16 protein-coding genes and 1 tRNA gene are annotated in these 20,629 nt (G+C 59.6%); 13 read left to right on the top strand and 4 right to left on the bottom strand.

From position 1 onward, the window contains the following. Positions 1-5: 5 nt before the first annotated feature. Entirely contained in the window at positions 6-3,752 is a 3,747-nt protein-coding gene (locus JFU47_RS20030) for an EAL domain-containing protein (protein WP_140674645.1), read from the top strand. Positions 3,753-3,767: 15 nt separating this feature from the next. After that, a tRNA-Ile gene (locus JFU47_RS20025) sits at positions 3,768-3,844 on the top strand. A gap of 113 nt (positions 3,845-3,957) precedes the next feature. Here the strand turns inward: JFU47_RS20025 and JFU47_RS20020 are convergent. Further along, positions 3,958-4,611, bottom strand: a complete 654-nt coding sequence (locus JFU47_RS20020) for a peptidase M41 (RefSeq protein WP_201185286.1) — start codon at positions 4,609-4,611, stop codon at positions 3,958-3,960. Positions 4,612-4,816: 205 nt separating this feature from the next. Between JFU47_RS20020 and JFU47_RS20015 the strand changes: the two genes are divergently transcribed. From JFU47_RS20015 to JFU47_RS19970, 10 genes are all read left to right on the top strand, one after another. Beyond that, positions 4,817-5,278, top strand: coding sequence for an Lrp/AsnC family transcriptional regulator (locus JFU47_RS20015; RefSeq protein WP_201185120.1), 462 nt, complete (start codon positions 4,817-4,819; stop codon positions 5,276-5,278). A gap of 156 nt (positions 5,279-5,434) precedes the next feature. Beyond that, complete coding sequence (locus tag JFU47_RS20010) at positions 5,435-7,117, top strand: flavin monoamine oxidase family protein (protein WP_140674660.1); 1,683 nt, start codon at positions 5,435-5,437, stop codon at positions 7,115-7,117. A 12-nt stretch (positions 7,118-7,129) separates the two neighbouring features. Then, positions 7,130-7,924: a carbon-nitrogen hydrolase family protein gene (locus tag JFU47_RS20005; protein WP_123368651.1), complete on the top strand. Its 795-nt coding sequence runs from the start codon at positions 7,130-7,132 to the stop codon at positions 7,922-7,924. 48 nt (positions 7,925-7,972) lie between these two features. Beyond that, on the top strand, positions 7,973-10,405 hold the full coding sequence (gene pqqF / locus JFU47_RS20000) for a pyrroloquinoline quinone biosynthesis protein PqqF (RefSeq protein ID WP_201185118.1): 2,433 nt from the start codon (positions 7,973-7,975) through the stop codon (positions 10,403-10,405). A gap of 155 nt (positions 10,406-10,560) precedes the next feature. Continuing rightward, positions 10,561-10,635: a pyrroloquinoline quinone precursor peptide PqqA gene (gene pqqA / locus JFU47_RS19995; protein ID WP_009045898.1), complete on the top strand. Its 75-nt coding sequence runs from the start codon at positions 10,561-10,563 to the stop codon at positions 10,633-10,635. 76 nt (positions 10,636-10,711) lie between these two features. Further along, the gene (pqqB, locus tag JFU47_RS19990) at positions 10,712-11,623 is read left to right on the top strand and encodes a pyrroloquinoline quinone biosynthesis protein PqqB (RefSeq protein WP_201185115.1); all 912 of its coding nucleotides are present in this window, start codon (positions 10,712-10,714) and stop codon (positions 11,621-11,623) included. 32 nt (positions 11,624-11,655) lie between these two features. Further along, positions 11,656-12,408 (top strand): pyrroloquinoline-quinone synthase PqqC, encoded by a 753-nt coding sequence (gene pqqC / locus JFU47_RS19985; RefSeq protein WP_140674669.1) that lies wholly within the window; start codon positions 11,656-11,658, stop codon positions 12,406-12,408. Continuing rightward, entirely contained in the window at positions 12,405-12,680 is a 276-nt protein-coding gene (gene pqqD / locus JFU47_RS19980) for a pyrroloquinoline quinone biosynthesis peptide chaperone PqqD (protein WP_123368647.1), read from the top strand. Before pqqC ends, pqqD begins: the two co-directional genes overlap by 4 nt. Positions 12,681-12,684: 4 nt before the next feature. Next, the gene (gene pqqE, locus JFU47_RS19975; RefSeq protein ID WP_201185284.1) at positions 12,685-13,827 is read left to right on the top strand and encodes a pyrroloquinoline quinone biosynthesis protein PqqE; all 1,143 of its coding nucleotides are present in this window, start codon (positions 12,685-12,687) and stop codon (positions 13,825-13,827) included. Beyond that, positions 13,793-15,619: an alpha/beta hydrolase family protein gene (locus tag JFU47_RS19970; protein ID WP_201185113.1), complete on the top strand. Its 1,827-nt coding sequence runs from the start codon at positions 13,793-13,795 to the stop codon at positions 15,617-15,619. Before pqqE ends, JFU47_RS19970 begins: the two co-directional genes overlap by 35 nt. Before the next feature lie 148 nt (positions 15,620-15,767). On the opposite strand, the gene JFU47_RS19965 is transcribed toward JFU47_RS19970, so the two are convergent. Together JFU47_RS19965 and JFU47_RS19960 are read right to left on the bottom strand one after the other, a co-directional pair. Continuing rightward, on the bottom strand, positions 15,768-15,926 hold the full coding sequence (locus tag JFU47_RS19965; RefSeq protein ID WP_007904205.1) for a YqaE/Pmp3 family membrane protein: 159 nt from the start codon (positions 15,924-15,926) through the stop codon (positions 15,768-15,770). A gap of 209 nt (positions 15,927-16,135) precedes the next feature. Then, positions 16,136-17,419, bottom strand: coding sequence for an aspartate aminotransferase family protein (locus JFU47_RS19960; protein WP_201185111.1), 1,284 nt, complete (start codon positions 17,417-17,419; stop codon positions 16,136-16,138). A 169-nt stretch (positions 17,420-17,588) separates the two neighbouring features. Between JFU47_RS19960 and JFU47_RS19955 the strand changes: the two genes are divergently transcribed. After that, positions 17,589-18,518, top strand: a complete 930-nt coding sequence (locus tag JFU47_RS19955) for a LysR family transcriptional regulator (protein WP_201185109.1) — start codon at positions 17,589-17,591, stop codon at positions 18,516-18,518. A 227-nt stretch (positions 18,519-18,745) separates the two neighbouring features. Here JFU47_RS19955 and JFU47_RS19950 read toward each other — a convergent pair whose 3' ends face one another. Then, a complete protein-coding gene (locus tag JFU47_RS19950; RefSeq protein WP_140674684.1) occupies positions 18,746-20,524 on the bottom strand; it encodes an acyl-CoA dehydrogenase C-terminal domain-containing protein in 1,779 nt (592 codons plus the stop codon). Positions 20,525-20,629 lie beyond the last annotated feature (105 nt).

The raw sequence follows: 20,629 nt of genomic DNA, 5'->3' as shown, positions 1-20,629 counted from the left end.
CCGTTATGCCCAGACTGCCGACCGTGCTTTTTTTGCTGTCGCTATTGACCTGGACCGCAACGGCTGGCGCGCTGACTCTGACCGACGAAGAACGTAGCTGGCTTACGGCCCACCCGGACTTGCGCCTGGGTGTCGATGCGTCATGGCCACCCTTCGAGTTTCGCGACGATCAGGGCCGCTATCAGGGTCTTGCAGCAGACTATATCGACCTGATCCGTCAACGCCTGGCCATCAAGCTCACGCCCATCGAGCCCGTTAGCTGGACCGTTGTCCTGGAACAGGCCAAACAAGCCAAGCTCGACCTGTTGCCTGGCATCATGTCGACCCCGGAGCGCCAGAGTTATCTGTCGTTCACACGCCCCTACCTGGACTTTCCGATTGTCATCCTTGCCCATGTCGGAGGCCCCCAGCCACGCAAACTCGAAGACCTGTACGGGTTGAAAGTCGCCGTGGTGGAAAACTACGCCCCCCACGAACTGTTGCGCACCCACCATCCCGATCTCAATCTGGTAGCGATGCCCAACGTCAGCTCAGCACTGCAGGCGCTGGCAACTGATGAAGTGGATGCGGTGGTCGGCGATCTCGCCTCCAGCGTCTGGAGCCTGCGTCAGCTCAAGCTCGACGGGCTCTACGTCAGCGGCGAAACCCCCTATCGCTATCAATTGGCGATGGGCGTGCCCCGGGACAACAAAATACTGGTCGGCATTCTGGATAAAGTCCTGGCAGACATGACCCCGGACGAAATAAGCGCCATCCAGGAGCACTGGGTCGGCAACGTCCTCGATCATCGAACCTTCTGGTCCGATCTGCTGGTTTACGGTCTACCGGGATTGCTCCTGCTGATCATCGTGCTGGTGGTCGTTATCCGGATCAATCGCCGACTGAGCTCAGAAATCGCTCGCCGGGTCGATCTGGAACAAGAACTGCGCAGCAGCGAATACCACTACCGCGGACTGGTAGAGAGCCTTTCGGCCATCGCCTGGGAAGCGCGGATCAGTGATTTCACCTACAGCTACGTATCGCCCCATGCCGAAGATCTGCTCGGTTACCCCCTGTCTCATTGGCTGATTCCGGGCTTCTGGCGCAACATCATTCACCCGGCCGACCTGACCCGCGCCCAGACCTTTTGCGATCACGAAGTACTGGCCGGGCGCGACTACAGTCTCGATTACCGGGTCATCACCGCCGATGGCCGCTGCATTTGGGTGCGCGATATTGTCAGCCTGATTGAGCACGGCCATGAACCGGTGTTGCGCGGGCTGATGATCGACATCAGCGAAGCCAAGCGCACCGAAGAGGCGTTGCGCCTGTCGGAACAGAAGTTCGCCTCGGTGTTCCAGCAATGCCCGGACATACTAGTCATCGCGCGACTCTCCGACGGCTGCCTGCTGGAGGTCAACGAAGCGTTCGAAGAACAGATCGGTCTCAAGGCCGAAGACGTCATCGGCCAGACGGCCACCGACCTGAACATCTGGGGCATACCCGGCGTCGGGCCAGGCTTGTTGCAACGGTTGCAGGCCGGCAGCATCCGTAACCTGGAGATGCCCTTTCGCCGCAACAATGGCCAAGTGTTTACCGGCCTGATCTCCGCTGAACCGTTCGACCTCGATACAACCCCTGCGCTGGTAGTGGTCGTGCGGGACATCAGCCAGCTCAAGGAAACCCAGAAACAGCTGCAAACCTCCGAAGAGAAATTCGCCAAGGCCTTCCATGCCTCTCCCGATGGCTTGCTATTGTCCCGGCAGAGCGACGGCTTACTGATTGAGGTCAATGAGGGTTTCAGCCGCATTACCGGTTTCAACAGCGCGATGTCCGTGGATCGCTCCGCCCTCGAGCTGGGAATCTGGGTCAATCTCAACGAACGCAAACAGATGCTCGATCTGCTGCACCGGGACGGATTCGTCCGCGACTTCAGTTGCCATATACGCCGCAGCGACGGGCAGATCCGCCTTTGCGAGGTGTCCAGCCGTCCGCTGCCGATCGGCGATGAAGATTGCATGCTGACCATCGCCCGGGACATCACCGAGCGACACCTGATGCAGGAGAAACTGCAACAGGCCGCGACGGTATTCGAGAGCACCGCCGAAGGTGTATTGATCACCGACACTCAACAGCACATCAGCGCGGTCAACCGTGCGTTTACCGAAATCACCGGCTACAGCGAGAGCGAAGCGTTGGGCCACACCCCTCGCCTGCTCGCCTCGGGCCTGCACGACAGCGCGTTTTATGCCGCCATGTGGCATCAGCTGACCGCCGAAGGTCATTGGCAGGGCGAAATTTCCAACCGGCGCAAAAATGGCGAGCTTTACCCGAGCTGGCTGACCATCAGTGCGGTGCGCAACCGGGACAGGTTCATCACCCACTTTGTCGCGGTGTTCGCGGACATTTCCAGCCTCAAACACGCCCAGGCCAAGCTCGACTACCAGGCTCACCACGACCCGCTGACCGGGCTGCCGAACCGCACGCTGTTCGAGAGCCGATTGCTGACTGCGCTGAACAACCAACAGGAAAACGGCGGCCAGGGCGCGGTGCTGTTCCTGGACCTGGACCGTTTCAAACACATCAACGACAGCCTGGGTCACCCAGTCGGTGACCTGCTGCTCAAGGGCATTGCCGTGCGCCTCAAGGAGCAGTTGCGCGACATCGACACCGTGGCGCGCCTGGGCGGCGACGAATTCATCATCTTGCTGCCCGGGCTGCAGCAATCCAGTGATGCCGACAACATCGCGACCAAATTGCTCAATTGCTTCAGCGCACCGTTCCAGGCTGGCGAGCATGAGTTTTTTATCAGCGCCAGTATCGGCACCAGCCTGTATCCCAAGGATGGCTGCGACGTCGCCACGCTGGTCAAGAACGCCGATGCGGCGATGTACCGCTCCAAGGCCAAGGGTCGCAACCGGGTCGAAAGCTACACCCGCGACCTCACCGCTCAAGCCAGCGAGCGAGTGGCACTGGAACATGAACTGCGACGCGCTATCGAGCGCAACGAACTGCACCTCCATTATCAACCGAAGATCAGCCTGGTCGACCATCGCCTGGTCGGCGCAGAAGCGCTCATTCGCTGGCGCCACCCGACCTTCGGCGATGTTCCACCGGAGCACTTCATTCCGCTGGCCGAAGAAAACGGCATGATCCTGCAAATCGGCGATTGGGTTCTCGAAACCGCCTGCCGGCAGATGTTCGAGTGGAATCAGCTTTACGAACCCGTCGGCCCGCTATCGGTCAACCTCGCGGGCGCTCAATTGCGCCAGCCGAACCTGCTCGGTCGGATCGAACAATTGCTCAAGGACAACCGCCTCAAACCCGGTTTCTTGCAACTGGAAATTACTGAAAACTTCATCATGAGCCAGGCTGAAGAGGCGCTGGCAGTGCTGCATCAACTCAAACACCTGGGTGTGCAACTGGCAATCGACGACTTCGGCACCGGTTACTCGTCCCTGAGTTACCTCAAACGTCTGCCACTGGATATTCTCAAGATCGACCAGTCTTTCGTCCGCGGCCTGCCGGATGATCCCCACGACGCAGCCATCGTTCGCGCCATCATCGCCCTGGGCCGCAGCATGCAATTCACCATCATCGCCGAGGGCGTCGAAACCCTCGCGCAGCAGCAATTCCTCGCCGCCGAAGGCTGTGAACAGATCCAGGGCTATATCGTCAGCCTGCCCTTGCCACCGGAAGAATTTGCCGCGACGTTTCTTCGTATAGCCATTTCAGACTTTTCGGATAGCACAGCAGAGAAACCGTCGCTATAATCCGCGGCCTACTGAGGGCCTATAGCTCAGTTGGTTAGAGCAGGGGACTCATAATCCCTTGGTCGTAGGTTCGAGTCCTACTGGGCCCACCAAACAAGAAAGCCGCGCAATGCGCGGCTTTTTCGTACCTGATGTTTAATGCAGTTTGCTGTAAGCGCTCCATGAACCCCACATTTTAAAGGTGGGGCTCATGGAGCGCTTACCGTCAACTTCTAGAAGCAACGGCTAACCCTGGAATAGCCTGCACCGGCCGCAGCCGTTCAAGCATTGCACCCGTCAACACGACCTCATACGTATCCGCCGCCCTACCCCATTGCTCCACGATGACCATGCCGTCAACCAGCACGCGTCCCAATTCGGTAATCGTATCGGCCAAGTCCTCTACGACTTTTTGAGTCCGAAACCATACGCGATCAGTAATCTCTTTCAGCTCAGCCGTTATGCGGTCAGACGACGCCGGATCCGTATCGGGGTAGGCGATATTGCGCAGCAAGTGCCGTAACTCCCTTATTTTTGCGTAATCCTGTTCCGCCCCGAGCTCTCCTTTGAGGATGGCTGTCGCTTTCGACTTATCGACGCATTTTTCGGGCGAATGCTTTGAAACTAATGCCTGCCCCATAGCGCCAGCAAACAGGACCATCATCCGCGCTTCCAGATGCTCCTTCATGGCTTCCATCGACGAAATTGACCGCACCAAGCTAATGGACGCCCCGCCTTGATGCCTTAAGTCCATGGTCACTGTCAGGGTCACGCCGCCCGTTTCAAACCCCAAGGCTCGGGCAATGACGTAGTGCGCCATTTCGTGATTGGCAATCTGCAACGCACGTTCCCGTACAACGGGCGGCATTTTCTTTGTCATTTCCATCGCCTCGCATCCCTCGATTTCGCATTCGACTACGACTGACTGTTGGTGTCCATCCTGTCGATCGCGCCTTGTTCAAGCCAAAGAAAAACCCGAGATGTAGAAAACGGTATGAACGGTACTGAGGCGAGATCAACCATCCGCGGTGCGAGATGTGCCTGTAACATGCCAACCCATTGATCTGTGCCGCTGGAGACGACCTTTGCCTGACACTCGCCCACCCATTCTTGACGAAATCGACCGCCAATTGATTGCAGCCCTGCAGATCAATGCCCGCGAAAGCGTGGCCATGCTCGCGCGACAATTGGGCATCGCTCGCACCACCGTGACTTCGCGTCTGGCCCGGCTGGAAAAAGCCAAGGTGATCACCGGTTACGGCGTGCGTTTGGGTCAACGTGTCGTGGATGGCGGCTTGCAGGCGTACGTCGGGATCACGGTGCAACCGCGCTCGGGCAAGGAAGTGTTGCGACGTCTCAGCGCGATGGCTCAGGTGCAACAATTGTGCGCGGTCAGTGGCGAATTTGATTACGTGGCGTGGTTGCGCACCGATTCACCTGAGCAGCTGGATCAGTTGCTGGATCAGATCGGCAGTGTGGATGGCGTGGAGAAGACCACGACCTCGATCATTCTCAGCAGCAAGATTGATCGCGGCCAGCCGGTTTAATCCAATCTGTTCGTCACACTCGTCAAATTGCAGCACTAATAAGCAAAACGACGACACATTGCGTCTTATTAACGTGCTCTACGCTCACTAGAATGGCTGCCATCTTTTCCTATACTCAGACGCGCACTCCGCGTCCGGTCGCCAGCAAGGTCAGCCATGAACAAGAACAATCGCCATCCTGCAGACGGTAAAAAACCAGTCACCATTTTCGGTCCGGACTTTCCCTTCGCCTTCGACGACTGGATCGAGCACCCGGCCGGCCTGGGCAGCATTCCTGCGCACAACCAAGGCGCTGAGGTTGCGATCGTCGGTGCCGGCATCGCAGGCCTGGTGGCTGCGTATGAATTGATGAAACTGGGCCTAAAACCCGTCGTCTACGAAGCCTCGAAAATGGGCGGTCGTCTGCGCTCGCAGGCGTTCAATGGCGCCGAAGGCATCATCGCCGAGCTCGGCGGCATGCGTTTCCCGGTGTCGTCCACCGCGTTTTATCACTACGTCGACAAGCTCGGCCTTGAAACCAAACCTTTCCCGAACCCGCTGACACCTGCCTCGGGCAGCACGGTGATCGACCTCGAAGGTCAGACCCATTACGCACAGAAGCTGGCGGATCTTCCTGCACTGTTCCAGGAAGTCGCCGACGCCTGGGCCGACGCGCTGGAAGCCGGTTCGCAGTTCTCTGACATCCAGCAAGCGATCCGCGACCGTGATGTGCCGCGCCTCAAAGAGCTTTGGAACACCCTCGTTCCGCTGTGGGACGACCGCACCTTCTACGACTTCGTTGCCACTTCCAAAGCCTTCGCCAAGCTCTCGTTCCATCACCGCGAAGTGTTTGGTCAGGTCGGTTTCGGTACCGGCGGCTGGGACTCGGACTTCCCGAATTCGATGTTGGAAATCTTCCGCGTGGTCATGACCAACTGCGACGATCACCAGCACTTGGTGGTCGGCGGCGTTGAACAAGTGCCGCTGGGCATTTGGCGTCACGTGCCGGAGCGCTGCGTGCACTGGCCCGAGGGCACCAGTCTCAGTTCGTTGCACAGGGGCGCTCCACGCTCCGGCGTGAAGAAAATCGCCCACGCAGCAAACGGCCGTTTTACGGTCACCGACAACTACGGCGACACCCGCGAATACGCCGCTGTTCTGACCACGTGCCAGAGCTGGCTGCTGACCACCCAGATCGAATGCGACGAAACCCTGTTCTCGCAAAAGATGTGGATGGCCCTCGACCGCACCCGCTACATGCAATCGTCGAAAACCTTCGTGATGGTCGACCGACCATTCTGGAAGGACAAGGATCCAGAAACCGGCCGCGATCTGATGAGCATGACCCTCACCGATCGCCTGACTCGCGGCACCTACCTGTTCGACAACGGCGACGACAAGCCGGGCGTGATTTGCCTGTCGTACTCGTGGATGAGCGACGCGCTGAAAATGCTCCCGCACCCAGTGGAAAAGCGCGTGAAGCTGGCGCTGGATGCATTGAAGAAGATCTACCCGAAAGTCGACATCGCTGCGCGGATCATCGGCGATCCGATCACCGTGTCCTGGGAAGCCGACCCGCATTTTCTCGGGGCTTTCAAAGGCGCCCTGCCCGGCCACTATCGCTACAACCAGCGTATGTACGCGCACTTCATGCAGGCTGACATGCCGGCCGAGCAGCGCGGGATTTTCATCGCTGGTGACGATGTTTCATGGACGCCTGCCTGGGTCGAAGGCGCGGTGCAGACTTCGCTTAATGCGGTGTGGGGCATCATGAAACACTTCGGCGGTGAAACTCACGCCGAGAACCCGGGTCCAGGAGATGTGTTCAACGAGATCGGTCCGATCGCCCTGCCCGAGTAAGAGGAATCCGAAATGCGCGTAGCCCTTTACCAATGTCCACCGCTGCCCCTGGATGTCGCAGGTAATCTGCAACGTCTGCATCAATTGGCGCTGGAGGCCAAGGGCGCGGATTTGCTGGTGCTGCCGGAGATGTTTTTGACCGGTTACAACATCGGCATCGATGCCGTCAGCGTGCTGGCGGAAGTGCACAACGGTGAATCGGCGCAGCAAATCGCGCGCATCGCCAAGACGGCCGGGATCGCCATTTTGTATGGCTATCCCGAGCGCACCGAGGATGGGCAGATCTACAACGCCGTGCAGTTGATTGACGCCAATGGCGAGCGGTTGTGCAACTACCGCAAGACTCACCTGTTCGGCGACCTCGATCACTCGATGTTCAGCGCCGGACCGGATGAGTTTCCGCTGGTTGAACTCAATGGCTGGAAGCTCGGCTTCCTGATCTGCTACGACCTGGAATTTCCGGAAAACGCCCGACGCCTGGCCCTGGCCGGCGCCGAGCTGATTCTGGTGCCCACGGCGAACATGATTCCCTACGACTTCATCGCCGACGTCACCGTCCGCGCCCGGGCCTTCGAAAACCAGTGCTATGTGGCTTACGCCAACTATTGCGGCAACGAAGGCGAGATCCAGTATTGCGGCCAGAGCAGCATCGCCGCGCCGGATGGCAGCCGCATCGCCCAGGCCGGCCTCGATGAAGCACTGATTGTCGGCGAGCTGGATCGTCAGTTGATGGTCGAATCCCGCGCCGCCAATCGCTACTTCCTCGATAGGCGCCCCGAGCTTTACAGCGAGCTTAACAAGCGCTGATCAACCGTTATCCGCTAGCATTGGCACTTCTCTGCTCTGGAAGTGCTCATGCCTGCGCTGAATCACCCCCACCTTCACACTGAAACCCTGGCCAACGGTCTGCGGGTGACGCTGCGTCATGTGCCCGATTTGAAGCGCAGTGCTGCGGCGTTGCGGGTCGCTGCCGGCAGCCATGACGTGCCGCTGGCCTGGCCCGGACTGGCGCACTTTCTCGAACACTTGCTGTTTCTCGGTACAGAGCGCTTTCCCGCAAGCCAAGGCCTGATGGCCTACGTCCAGGGTCATGGCGGTCAGGTGAATGCGCGGACCAGCGAACGCACCACGGACTACTTTTTCGAGTTACCGCCGCAGTCGTTTGCCGGGGGACTGGAGCGCCTGTCGGACATGCTCGCTCATCCGCGTATGAATCCAGACGATCAGCGGCGGGAACGGGAAGTGCTGCACGCAGAATTTGTCGCCTGGTCGCGGGATACGGCCGCTCAACAGCAATTTGCGCTGTTCGACGGCCTTTCAGCGGCGCATCCACTCCGAGCTTTTCATGCCGGCAACCGCTACAGCCTTCCGGTGCCGCAGCCTGAGTTCCAGCACGCCTTGCAGGATTTCTATCAGCGGTTTTATCAGACCGGGCAGATGACCTTGAGCCTGACGGGGCCGCAAAGTCTCGATGAGTTGAGGGCGATGGCTCAGCGCTTTAGCGCTGCGATTCCCGTAGGGGAAAAGGTCCCGCAACAGGCGCCTACATCACTGATGGATTCTTCGGACAAAAGTTATCAACAGGCTGGAGCGCGTCGACTGGATCTGTTGTTTGCCGTCGACGCATTGCCCGATTCATCGCCCGAGGCGCTGGCGTTCCTGTGTCATTGGCTGAACGCCGCGAAACCCGGTGGTCTACTGGCGCAATTGCGCGAGCACGGGCTGGCTGACAGCCTGAAAGCTGCGCCGTTGTATCAGTTCGCCGGCCAGGCTTTGTTGCACATCGAATTCACGTTACCTGCCAACGCGACGCCCGACGGGATCCGCGAACAGCTACTGGATTGGCTTGGGTTCTTTGCCTCACAGCACCCCTGGACCGGGTTGCGCGAACAATACGCCGCCCTGCTGCAACGTCAGCAGCAAGTCAGCGGAGCCCTGCAACTGGCCCGACTGGACAGCGAACAGCGTGAAACAGGGTTATCCGAATCGGGCATTGCAGCCCTCAAGGAAGTCCTGAAACAAATCGGCGCTGTGGATAACTTCACCGGCCAATGGCAACTGCCAACACCTAATCCGTTTCTGCGCGCAGAGGCTCCGGCCCCAAGTGCCGGACTGATCCGCGGCCAGACCAGCAAACACCGAGGCCTGCGGACCTTTGCCCAGGATCGCTCACGCGGTCGTCGTGAACGTTCGCCCATGCAGTTCAGTCAGGCATTGCCGGACAGCAGTGCCGAAGGTGCAGTTTACCTGCGCTGGCGTCTGGACTCGGCACCTCGCAGCAACGTTCAGACGAGCCTGGAAAAGCGCCTTCAGCCGTTGCGTGAAGACGCTCGTCAGGCAGGTGTCGATTTTTCCTTCAGCGCATCGGGCAATGAATGGCTGCTGAAAATGACCGGGCTACAGGAGCCGATGCCGACCGTCCTCGAACATGCGCTGAAAGAACTGACAACACCTGATGCGGGCTTCTCGCAAGAAGAACCGCCGAGCGTTGCGTTGATGCCGATTCGACAGTTGCTTAAAGCGCTGCCTGATCACTGCCTTGAGCGCACCGCTGACTCGGACGATTTGATGCAGCTTTGGTTGGGCGCACGCTGGGATGGTCTGGCGACCGGGCTGTCCGCCCAGACACAAGCAGCGATGGGCCTTGCCTTGAGTCGTGTGCCCGGCACTGCGGACAATCACCTGACGCCGCCCTCCCCAATAAACGCGCAACATCTGTGGAGCGCGGTCGATACCGGGTCCAGCGAACACGCGCTGCTGCTCTTCTGTCCGACCGCAACTGCAAACATCGCTGATGAAGCCGCCTGGCGCTTGCTGGCTCACGTCTGCCAGACGCCGTTTTACCAACGCCTGCGGGTAGAACTGCAGCTCGGTTATGCGGTGTTCAGCGCCCTGCGGCAGATCCATGGGCAGACCGGGCTGCTGTTCGGCGTGCAATCGCCCAGCGTCGCCCCTCTGGATCTGCTGGAACACATCGAACACTTCCTGAGCGGATTGGCCGGGATGATCGACGCCATCAATGACCAGTCCTTCATTGACCAACGCCAGGCCCTGGCCGATCAATTCGATAGCGCGGCACTGCCCAATGCGCCGGCCGCCGAACTGCTCTGGCAGGGCAAACTGGCCGGCCACTCGTCGGAATATCTGACTCAACTGCCTCAGGCAATTCTGAAGATCGACCGCGAAACGTTACTGGCCGCGGCACAACGACTGAATCAGGCCGAAGGCGGTTGGCGCTGCCTGGCCAGCGGCCTGTGCCCGGGCTCGCCTTGGCAAGCGGCAAAATGATCATTACCGGTGCTGCAATTAGCTTTCTCAAAGATTCCCGGCCAATCGCCCTGTAATTTTGAGTAACATAGCCACCTAACTATCTGAACATCTCCGGCTGGAGGTGGACTATATGTATAGATCTCAACTGTCCCATCACCTGAAGGAGCGCTTTTATGTCCTGGTCCAAACCTGCTTACACCGACCTGCGTATCGGCTTTGAAGTCACCATGTACTTCGCAAGCCGCTAATCTTTTTGTAGCGCAGTGCAACGCCTCGGCTCGCCGAGGCGTTTTTATTTTCAGTTTTCAAAATGATGGAGCGGCCATGTTTGTCCAGATTCTAGGTTCCGCCGCCGGCGGTGGTTTCCCCCAGTGGAACTGCAACTGCGTGAACTGCGCCGGCTTCCGCGATGGCAGCCTGAACGCCAAAGCGCGGACCCAGTCGTCCATCGCGATTTCCGATAACGGCGTGAACTGGGTGCTGTGCAACGCATCGCCGGACATCCGCGCCCAACTCCAGAGCTTCGCCCCGATGCAACCGGGCCGCGCCCTGCGCGATACCGGCATCAACGCGATCATCCTGATGGACAGCCAGATCGACCACACCACCGGCCTGCTCAGCCTGCGCGAAGGTTGCCCGCACGAGGTCTGGTGCACCGACATGGTCCACGAAGACCTGAGCACCGGTTTTCCGCTGTTCACCATGCTGACCCACTGGAACGGCGGGCTGACCTGGAACCAGATCGAGCTCGACCGCTGCTTCACCATCCCGGCCTGCCCAAACCTGCGCTTTACCCCCCTGCCGCTGCGCAGCGCCGCACCACCGTACTCGCCGCACCGTTTCGACCCGCACCCGGGCGACAACATCGGCCTGATCGTTGAAGACCTCAACACCGGTGGCAAACTGTTCTACGCACCGGGCCTGGGCAAAGTCGACGCACCGCTGCTGGAGATCATGGCCGGCAGCGATTGCCTGCTGGTGGACGGCACGATGTGGGATGACGACGAAATGCAGCGCCGTGGCGTCGGCACCCGCACCGGTCGTGAAATGGGTCACCTGGCACAGAACGGCCCCGGCGGCATGCTCGAAGTGCTGGAACAGCTGCCCAACCAGCGCAAAGTACTTATCCACATCAACAATACCAACCCGATTCTTGATGAGGATTCGCCAGAGCGTGCAGAACTGGCGCGGCGCGATGTTGAAGTGGCGTATGACGGCATGAGTATTGTGCTGTAGGGATTTGTTCCCTCAGTTCCCGGAGAACCGAAATGACTGACACCGCAATGTCCCCCGCCGAGTTCGAAGCAGCCCTGCGCGCCAAGGGCGCCTACTACCACATCTATCACCCGTATCACGTGGCGATGTATGAAGGCCGGGCAACGCGCGAGCAGATCCAGGGCTGGGTCGCCAACCGCTTCTACTATCAGGTGAACATCCCGCTCAAGGACGCCGCAATCCTCGCCAACTGCCCGGACCGCGAGATTCGTCGTGAGTGGATTCAGCGCCTGCTCGACCATGACGGTGCCCCCGGCGAAGACGGCGGCATCGAAGCCTGGCTGCGTCTGGGCCAGGCCGTCGGCCTCGACCCGGATCAGCTGCGCTCGCAGGAGTTGGTACTGCCCGGCGTACGTTTTGCCGTCGACGCCTACGTCAACTTCGCCCGCCGTGCCAGTTGGCAGGAAGCCGCCAGCAGCTCGCTGACCGAACTGTTTGCGCCGCAGATCCACCAGTCGCGCCTCGACAGTTGGCCGCAGCATTACCCGTGGATTGATCCGGCCGGCTACGAGTATTTCCGCACCCGCCTGGGCCAGGCTCGTCGCGACGTGGAACACGGCTTGGCGATCACTTTGCAGCACTACACGACGCGGGCCGGCCAAGAGCGCATGCTGGAAATTCTCCAGTTCAAACTGGACATTCTTTGGAGCATGCTCGATGCCATGAGCATGGCCTACGAACTGAAACGCCCGCCGTATCACAGCGTGACCGAGCAACGGGTCTGGCATAAAGGAATCACCTTATGAGTTTTGATCGCAGCAAGACCCCGAGCTGGCGTACCGGCTACCGCTACCAGTACGAACCGGCGCAGAAAGGTCATGTGCTGCTGTACCCGGAAGGCATGATCAAACTCAACGAAAGCGCCGCACTGATCGGCGGTTTGATCGACGGCGAGCGTGATGTCGCGGCGATCATCGCCGAACTGGACGCCCAGTTCCCCGGCGTACCCGAGCTCGGTGACGACATCGAGCAATTCATGGAGGTCGCCCGTGCTCAGCACTGGATCGAACTTGCCTGAATCCGTGTCAGACAAGTTACCGCCCAAACCGGAAATCGGCCTGCCGCTGTGGCTGCTGGCCGAGCTGACGTATCGCTGCCCGCTGCAATGCCCGTACTGTTCCAATCCGCTGGACTTCGCCGAGCAAGGCAAAGAACTGAGCACCGAACAGTGGATCAAGGTATTTCGCGAAGCGCGGGAGATGGGCGCCGCGCAATTGGGCTTCTCCGGCGGCGAACCGTTGGTGCGCCAGGACCTCGCCGAGCTGATTGCCGAGGCGCGCAAGCTGGGTTTCTACACCAACCTGATCACCTCCGGCATCGGCCTGACCGAGCAGAAAATCAGCGACTTCAAGAAGGCCGGCCTGGACCACATTCAGATCAGCTTTCAGGCCAGCGACGAGCAGGTGAACAACTTGCTGGCTGGCTCGAAAAAAGCCTTCGCCCAGAAGCTGGAAATGGCCCGCGCAGTGAAAGCCCACGGCTACCCGATGGTGCTGAACTTCGTGACCCATCGGCACAACATCGACAAGATCGACCGGATCATCGAGCTGTGCATCGCCCTTGAGGCGGACTTTGTGGAGCTCGCCACTTGCCAGTTCTACGGTTGGGCGCAGCTCAATCGGGTCGGTCTGTTGCCGACCAAGGAACAACTGGTCCGCGCCGAACGCATCACCAACGAATACCGCGCAAAACTTGCAGGCGAAGGGCATCCGTGCAAGCTGATTTTCGTCACTCCGGACTATTACGAAGAACGCCCGAAAGCCTGCATGAATGGCTGGGGCAGTATTTTTCTGACAGTCACGCCGGACGGAACCGCTCTGCCGTGTCACGGCGCCCGACAGATGCCGGTGCAGTTTCCCAACGTGCGCGATCACAGCATGCAGCACATCTGGTACGACTCGTTCGGCTTCAACCGCTTTCGTGGTTACGACTGGATGCCCGAGCCTTGCCGCTCTTGCGACGAGAAGGAAAAAGACTTCGGCGGCTGTCGCTGCCAGGCATTCATGCTCACGGGGGACGCGAGCAATGCCGACCCGGTGTGCAGCAAGTCGGAACATCACGGCGTGATCCTCAAGGCCCGCGAAGAAGCCGAGCACGCGACCCAGACCATCGAACAACTGGCCTTTCGCAATGAACGAAATTCACGACTCATCGCTAAAAGCTGAACCCTTCAGCGCTGCCAAGGCTGTTGCGGCCGGCATCGACTTCGCCGAGTTGCAGGTCGGCCCACATGGTTTGTTCTGGAACGAGTACCGCCCCGAGGACGCCGCCTGCCGAATCTGGCATTGGCGAGGCGGCCAGGCGCACTGCCTGACGCCTGCGGGCTTCAGTGTGCGCAGTCGCGTGTACGAATACGGCGGCGGCGCGTTCTGTCTGACCGATGACGGGATCGTTTTCGTCAACGAGGCGGACCAACAGCTGTATCGACAGTCGCTGGCCGGCGAGACACCTGAGTTACTGAGCTTGGGCGAATGCCGATACGGCGATCTGCAGTTCGCTAACGGGCAGGTATTGGCGGTTGAAGAAAACCGCGATCGGCATCGCCTGGTGGCTATCGATGTGGCTGACGGAGTACGTCATCTGCTGGCCGAAGGCGCTGATTTCTATGCCGCGCCGACGTTGAGTCCCGACGCGCAACGACTGGCGTGGATCGAGTGGGACCGCCCGGATCAGCCATGGACCGCGACTCGCCTGATGGTCGCCGAACGCCAGAACGATGGCCGTTTTGCTCTGCCGCGTTGCGTGGCAGGCGAAGACGCTGAGGAATCGCTGCAACAACCGAGGTTCGATACAAGCGGCCGTCTGTTTTGCCTGACAGATCGCAGCGGCTACTGGCAGCCTTGGGTGGAATCGGCAGACGGTCTTAGCCCGCTGCCGAGTGCCGCAGCGGATCATGGGCCAGCGCCGTGGCAGCTGGGTGGCAGCACCTGGTTGCCGCTGAGCGAAGGCCGCTATCTGGCGAGCTGGACCGAAGACGGGTTTGGCAGACTGGGTGTTTGTGGTGACGCCGGTGAAGATTTCACGGGCGATTACAGCCGCTTCCGCTCTCTCGCACTGGATGAGCAGTTCATTTACTGCATCGCCGCTTCGCCAGTCAGTTCGTCGTCAGTCATTGCCATCGACCGCCAGACCCGGCAGCTCAAAACACTGGCTGGCGGTATTGCACCGTTGCCTGCCGAGCAGATCAGCGTCCCGCAAACCCTGCGTTACCCGAGCGGTTCGGGCGAGGCGCACGGCTTCTTCTATCCAGCAATGACCCGTGAGAAAAAACCGCCTCTGGTGGTGTTTATCCACGGCGGCCCGACTTCGGCCTGCTACCCCATGCTCGATCCGCGAATCCAGTACTGGGCGCAACGCGGATTCGCCGTGGCCGACCTCAACTACCGCGGCAGCAGTGGCTATGGTCGGGCTTATCGACAAGCGCTGCATTTGAGCTGGGGCGAAGTGGACGTGGAGGACGCCTGCGCAGTCGTCGCTCATCTTGCCAAACGCGGACTGATCGACGGTAACAAGGCGTTTATTCGCGGTGGCAGTGCCGGTGGTTACACCACCCTGTGCGCATTGGCCTTCCACAACGTCTTCCGCGCCGGCGCCAGCCTGTATGGCGTCAGTGACCCTGTGGCGCTGGGCCGGACGACTCACAAGTTCGAAGGCGATTATCTGGATTGGCTGATCGGCGACCCGGTGCAGGATGCCGAACGCTACGCCGCTCGAACGCCGTTGCTGCACGCGGGCAACATCAGTAAGCCGGTGATTTTCTTTCAGGGTGAACTGGACGCCGTGGTGGTGCCGCAACAGACCCGCGACATGGTCACGGCGTTGCAGGACAACGGCATTCTGGTTGAAGCGCATTACTACGCTGACGAACGCCATGGCTTTCGCAAGGCCGGCAATCAGGCCCATGCGCTGGAGCAGGAGTGGTTGTTTTATCGAAGAGTGATGGCGTTGGCGGACTGAAGTCTGCTGCCCGTGCAGGAATTGTGTCGCCCCATTCGCGAGCAGGTCGAATCGTCGCACCGTCGCTCCCACAATGGATCTGTGGTGTACAGAAACCCCTGTGGGAGCGAGCCTGCTCGCGAAAGCGATCTAACTGGCGCCGTGAAACTCAGCGCTTGGCAATGATGTACACCGCATGCACGATCCCGGGGATGTAACCGCACAGTGTCAGCAGAATGTTCAGCCAGAACGCGCCGGCGAAACCGACTTGCAGAAACACACCCAGTGGCGGCAACAGAATGGCGATGATGATGCGAATAAAGTCCATGGGGCAGCTCCTGATTTGAAGTTGGCTCGCGTGAGCCACACAGCTAATCGACCTTTGCCGTTCGTCAGGGTTCAGTTCTGTGACTTCCGAGCAGCAACCCATCGCGGTGAATTTCGCAGACAAAAAAACGCCCCACGCAAAAAAAATCAGGCATGGGGCGATGCGTTATACCGCGAGACGGTTCGGGAATTCGTGTAGGGCGGGTCTGATCAGACGGCAATCCCTTTGCGGCACTGCAGTTGCGCAGTGCGCACACGGGAGAAGGCACGGGCCAGGCGCAGGAGCATTTCGTCAACGTTGGCTTTACTGACGGTCAGGGCCGGGGTAAAGCGCAGGCAATCAGGCTGCGCAGCGTTGAGCAGCAAGCCTTCGTACAACGCCGCTTTGACGACGGCGTCAGCCGATTCGTCGGACAGGTCAAGGCCCCAGAACAGTCCTTGCCCGCGCAACTCGCCGTGACCATAGCGATGGGATAAACGCTGAAGACCTTCGCTCAGGTGCTGACCGGTTTCCCCGACATGATCGAGAAACCCCTTGTCCTGCACGCTGTCGAGGACGGCAAGACCGGCAGCCGTCATCAGTGCATTGCCATGATGAGTACCTGTCACTTCGCCGACCTCGAAACAGCAGGCCTTACCCCGTGCCAGCAATGCCGCTAATGGCACGCCACCACCCAGCCCTTTACCGAGAACAACGATATCTGCCCGCACGCCGTAGGATTGTTCGGCGAGCAAAGTGCCACAACGCCCTAAACCGGTTTGCACTTCGTCGAAGATCAGCAGAATGCCCAGCTCACGACACAGGTGCTCGACGCCTTTGAGGTAATGCTCGGTCGCCGGTATCACCCCGGCTTCGCTCTGGATCGGTTCGAGCATGATCGCCACGGTCTGAGCGTCGACGGCCGCATGCAAGGCTGGAAGGTCATTGAACGGAACATGACTGAAGCCTGGAAGCAGCGGCTCGAATCGGTTGGTCAGAATCGAACTGTCCGACGCCGAAATCGTCCCCAGACTACGACCATGGCAGCCGTTGTTGGCAACGATGATCCGCGAAGCCCCGCCGCGATGCCGTTGACCCCATTTGCGTGCCAGTTTGATCGCCGCTTCACACGCTTCGCTGCCGCTGTTGAGCAGGTACGCCTGATCACTGCCGGTGCTGGAGCATAGACGCTCAGCCAGATTAAGCATGCCGCGGTTATGCAGGCCGAAACCGGGATTGATCAGCGACTGAGCCTGCGTCGCGATGGCGTTGACCAGTACCGAAGGGCTGTGCCCGAGGCTATTGGCCCCGCCACCCTGTGAGAAATCCAGATAAGCGCGGTCTTCGCTGTCCCACAACCATGATCCCTGGCCGCGCACGAATATCTGTTTCGGTCGCTCGACACTGGGCATCAGGCACTCGCTGGAAAGATTGGCGTCTTTGGACGGCAAGAAGGCATCGACGGCCAAGTCTTCGAGACTCGGAGGATTGCGCCGCAAGCTGAACAAGTTCATCTGATCAAACCCCGTGCGAGGTTTTTTGCCTTACCTATGTAAACACCATCGAAGCAAACGGTATTCATCGCGCTCTGTGGCCCTGTAAGCCTTGTGAATGCGGTTAGACTAGGCTCAGACAAGGCCCTGAGCCATTTCGTTTTCCCAGCATTTTCGATAAGCACACCTTATGGATTTCAAGCAACTGCGTTATTTCGTCGCGGTCTACGAAGAAGGCCATGTGGGCCGGGCTGCCGAGCGGCTTTCAATCTCTCAACCGGCGCTGTCCCAGCAGATCCGCCACCTCGAACAAAACCTCGATGTGAGCCTGTTCGAACGCAGCAGCAAACGGCTACTGCCAACCCTGGCTGCTCACACTTTGTACAACCACGCCCTGCCCTTGCTGGATGGATTGCAGCGGGCACGGGAAGCCTTGGGCAACTTCAAGGGCCAGGCACTGCGCACATTGGCCATCGGTGTATTGCAGACCGTCCATACCAGCCTGGTGCCGCAGATGCTTGAACGCGTGCGCAAGGCGCAGCCGCATTTGGTGGTACAGATCTATGAACTGACGGGGCTGGAAATCGAGCGGCGCTTGCTCAACGGCTCGCTGGACATCGGCATCAGCTATCTGCCACCTCGTCAGCCGGGGTTGCATGGCGTGATGCTGTACGAAGACGAGCTGACCCTCGTCATCCCGGCGGATCACCCGTTGCGGGAATTCAAGAAAGTCTCGATGAGTCAGGCCGCCGAATTGCCGATGTTGCTGCTGGGCGAAGAGTTTCAAGTGCGGCAGATCTGGCAGGCACAACTGGCCAATCTGGGACGACGTCCGCAGGTGCAGGCCGAGCTGAACAACATGGCGGGGATTCTCGACAGCCTGCCGCACACACGACTGGCGACGGTGCTGCCCGGACGCTCACAACAGGCACACGGCAACAAGGAACTGTTGTGGAAACCACTGAGCGAGCCGCGGGTGCCGCTTAAAGTTGGATTGGTATGTCGGGATGTGCAGCGACAACAGGCCTCGCTGGCCTTATTGCGGACGTTGCTGGAAGAAGTGATGAATGGCTTGAATGGGCGTTTGAGCAGCCCGGCAACACTGGATGAGATGAGCTGAGCACTTTTCTTCAGGCCAAAGAAAACCCCGCCGAAGCGGGGCTTTGCAGACTGTTTCCCTGACATCCATTTCACTCCGCCGTCCTGGCAGAATCCTACGTGTCCGTGTTGTTGCTTTGCGCTTCCTGCGCGACGTCCATGTGAAGTAGATTAGCTGTGGATCCAATCTTCATCTATGGGAGAAGAGCAGCACGTCATGTAAGAGAATGCTTACATGACGTTACATTGTCAGAACTGCCCTGCATCCAGCAGGAACAACGACTCGCTGCCGGCCTTCACCGACGCGCTCAACGAGTGAATGCGCGGCAGCAGACGTGCGAAATAGAAGCGCGCCGTGCCCAACTTGCTCGCGTAGAAATCGTCCTGCGCCTCTTTGCCAAAAGCGGCCTTGGCCATCAGTGCCCACATGTACGCATACGCCACGTAACCGAATGCTTGCAGGTACTCGACCGAGGCAGCACCGATTTCGTTCGGGTTGTTTTTTGCCCGATCCAGCAACCAGGCGGTCAGTTCGTCGAGAGTAGTCACCGCATCGTTCAGCGGTTTGGTGAACTCCACCAGATCAGCGCTGGCGGTCGCGGTGAAATGACGGATCTCGTCGGCAAACAGGTTGTAGAACGCGCCGCCGGTGCCGACGATTTTGCGCCCGACCAGGTCCAGCGCCTGAATGCCGTTGGTGCCTTCGTAGATCTGGGTGATGCGCACGTCGCGCACCAGTTGCTCCTGGCCCCACTCACGGATGTAACCGTGGCCGCCGAAAACCTGCTGGCCGTGAACCGTGGTTTCCAGGCCCAGGTCGGTCAGGAACGCCTTGGCCACCGGAGTCAGCAAGGCCACCAAATCTTCCGCGCGTTTGCGGGTCGTGGCGTCTTCGCTGAACTTGGCGGTGTCCAGTTGCATGGCCACGTAAGTCGAAAAGGCACGACCGCCTTCGTTCGAGGCTTTCATGGTCAGCAACATGCGACGCACGTCCGGGTGGACGATGATCGGGTCGGCAACCTTGTCCTTGTTCTGCGCGCCGGTCGGCGAACGGCTTTGCAGACGATCGCGAGCGTACTCGACGGCGTTCTGGTAGGAGCGCTCGCCGGTGGCCAGGCCTTGAATACCCACGCCCAGACGCTCGTAGTTCATCATGGTGAACATCGCGGCCAGACCTTTGTTTGGCTCGCCGACCAGATAACCCACGGCCTCGTCGAAGTTCATCACGCAGGTCGCGGACGCCTGGATGCCCATCTTGTGTTCGATCGAGCCACAGTTCGCCGGGTTACGCGCGCCCAGGCTGCCATCGGCATTGACCATGAACTTCGGCACCAGGAACAGCGAAATGCCTTTCGGCCCCGCTGGCGCGTCCGGCAGTTTGGCCAACACCAAGTGAATGATGTTCTCGGTCAGGTCGTGCTCGCCGCCGGTGATGAAGATCTTGGTGCCGCTGACCTTGTAGGAACCGTCGGCCTGAGGCTCGGCCTTGGTGCGGATGATCCCCAGGTCGGTACCGGCGTGTGGCTCGGTCAGGCACATCGAACCGGCCCAGACACCGGCGTACATGTTCGGCAGGTACGCGGCTTTCAGCTCTTCGCTGGCATGGGCGTTGATCGACAGGCAGGCGCCCGCGGTCAGCATCGGGTACAAACCGAACGACAGGCTGGCGGAGTTGACCATTTCTTCGACCTGCGCCGAAACGGCTTTGGGCATGCCCATGCCGCCGTAGGTGGGATCGCCACCGACACCGACCCAACCGCCTTCAGCGTAAGTCTGATAAGCCTGTGGGAAACCTGCCGGCGTGGTGACAGCACCGTCCGCCCAATGGCAACCTTCTTCGTCAGCCGCACGGCTCAGCGGCGCGATACTTTTGCTGGTGACTTTGCCGGCTTCTTCAAGAATGGCTTCAACCGTTTCAGCATCGACGGTCTCGGCCAGCGCAGGCAGCTCAGCCCAGAGTTTGGCGACCTCGAAAACTTCATTGAGGACGAAGCGCATATCGCGCAGGGGCGCTTTGTAGTCAGCCATGGCAAACCTCGCAAGATCTAAACAGGTGATTCGTAGGAGTGATGTTTTCGTTGGCTCCGAGTGTAACCCAACAACTTTTGCGACACATAGGGTCAGACAGTGACC

The sequence above is a fragment of the Pseudomonas sp. TH39(2020) genome (assembly GCF_016650715.1).
Taxonomy (GTDB): Bacteria; Pseudomonadota; Gammaproteobacteria; order Pseudomonadales; family Pseudomonadaceae; genus Aquipseudomonas; species Aquipseudomonas mandelii_C.
The sequence above is the reverse complement of the archived record's forward strand: the minus strand, read 5'-3'. Positions and strand labels throughout refer to the sequence as shown.

What these genes read in the sequence shown, in the direction of transcription:
- JFU47_RS19960 (WP_201185111.1), bottom strand. Translation starts at nt 17,419, where the DNA reads ATGAACTTGTTCAGCTTGCGGCGCAATCCTCCGAGTCTCGAAGACTTG.
- JFU47_RS19970 (WP_201185113.1), top strand. Translation starts at nt 13,793, where the DNA reads ATGAACGAAATTCACGACTCATCGCTAAAAGCTGAACCCTTCAGCGCT.
- JFU47_RS19965 (WP_007904205.1), bottom strand. Translation starts at nt 15,926, where the DNA reads ATGGACTTTATTCGCATCATCATCGCCATTCTGTTGCCGCCACTGGGT.
- pqqC (WP_140674669.1), top strand. Translation starts at nt 11,656, where the DNA reads ATGACTGACACCGCAATGTCCCCCGCCGAGTTCGAAGCAGCCCTGCGC.
- JFU47_RS20020 (WP_201185286.1), bottom strand. Translation starts at nt 4,611, where the DNA reads ATGACAAAGAAAATGCCGCCCGTTGTACGGGAACGTGCGTTGCAGATT.
- JFU47_RS20010 (WP_140674660.1), top strand. Translation starts at nt 5,435, where the DNA reads ATGAACAAGAACAATCGCCATCCTGCAGACGGTAAAAAACCAGTCACC.
- pqqD (WP_123368647.1), top strand. Translation starts at nt 12,405, where the DNA reads ATGAGTTTTGATCGCAGCAAGACCCCGAGCTGGCGTACCGGCTACCGC.
- JFU47_RS19955 (WP_201185109.1), top strand. Translation starts at nt 17,589, where the DNA reads ATGGATTTCAAGCAACTGCGTTATTTCGTCGCGGTCTACGAAGAAGGC.
- JFU47_RS20005 (WP_123368651.1), top strand. Translation starts at nt 7,130, where the DNA reads ATGCGCGTAGCCCTTTACCAATGTCCACCGCTGCCCCTGGATGTCGCA.
- JFU47_RS20030 (WP_140674645.1), top strand. Translation starts at nt 6, where the DNA reads ATGCCCAGACTGCCGACCGTGCTTTTTTTGCTGTCGCTATTGACCTGG.
- JFU47_RS19950 (WP_140674684.1), bottom strand. Translation starts at nt 20,524, where the DNA reads ATGGCTGACTACAAAGCGCCCCTGCGCGATATGCGCTTCGTCCTCAAT.
- pqqF (WP_201185118.1), top strand. Translation starts at nt 7,973, where the DNA reads ATGCCTGCGCTGAATCACCCCCACCTTCACACTGAAACCCTGGCCAAC.
- pqqB (WP_201185115.1), top strand. Translation starts at nt 10,712, where the DNA reads ATGTTTGTCCAGATTCTAGGTTCCGCCGCCGGCGGTGGTTTCCCCCAG.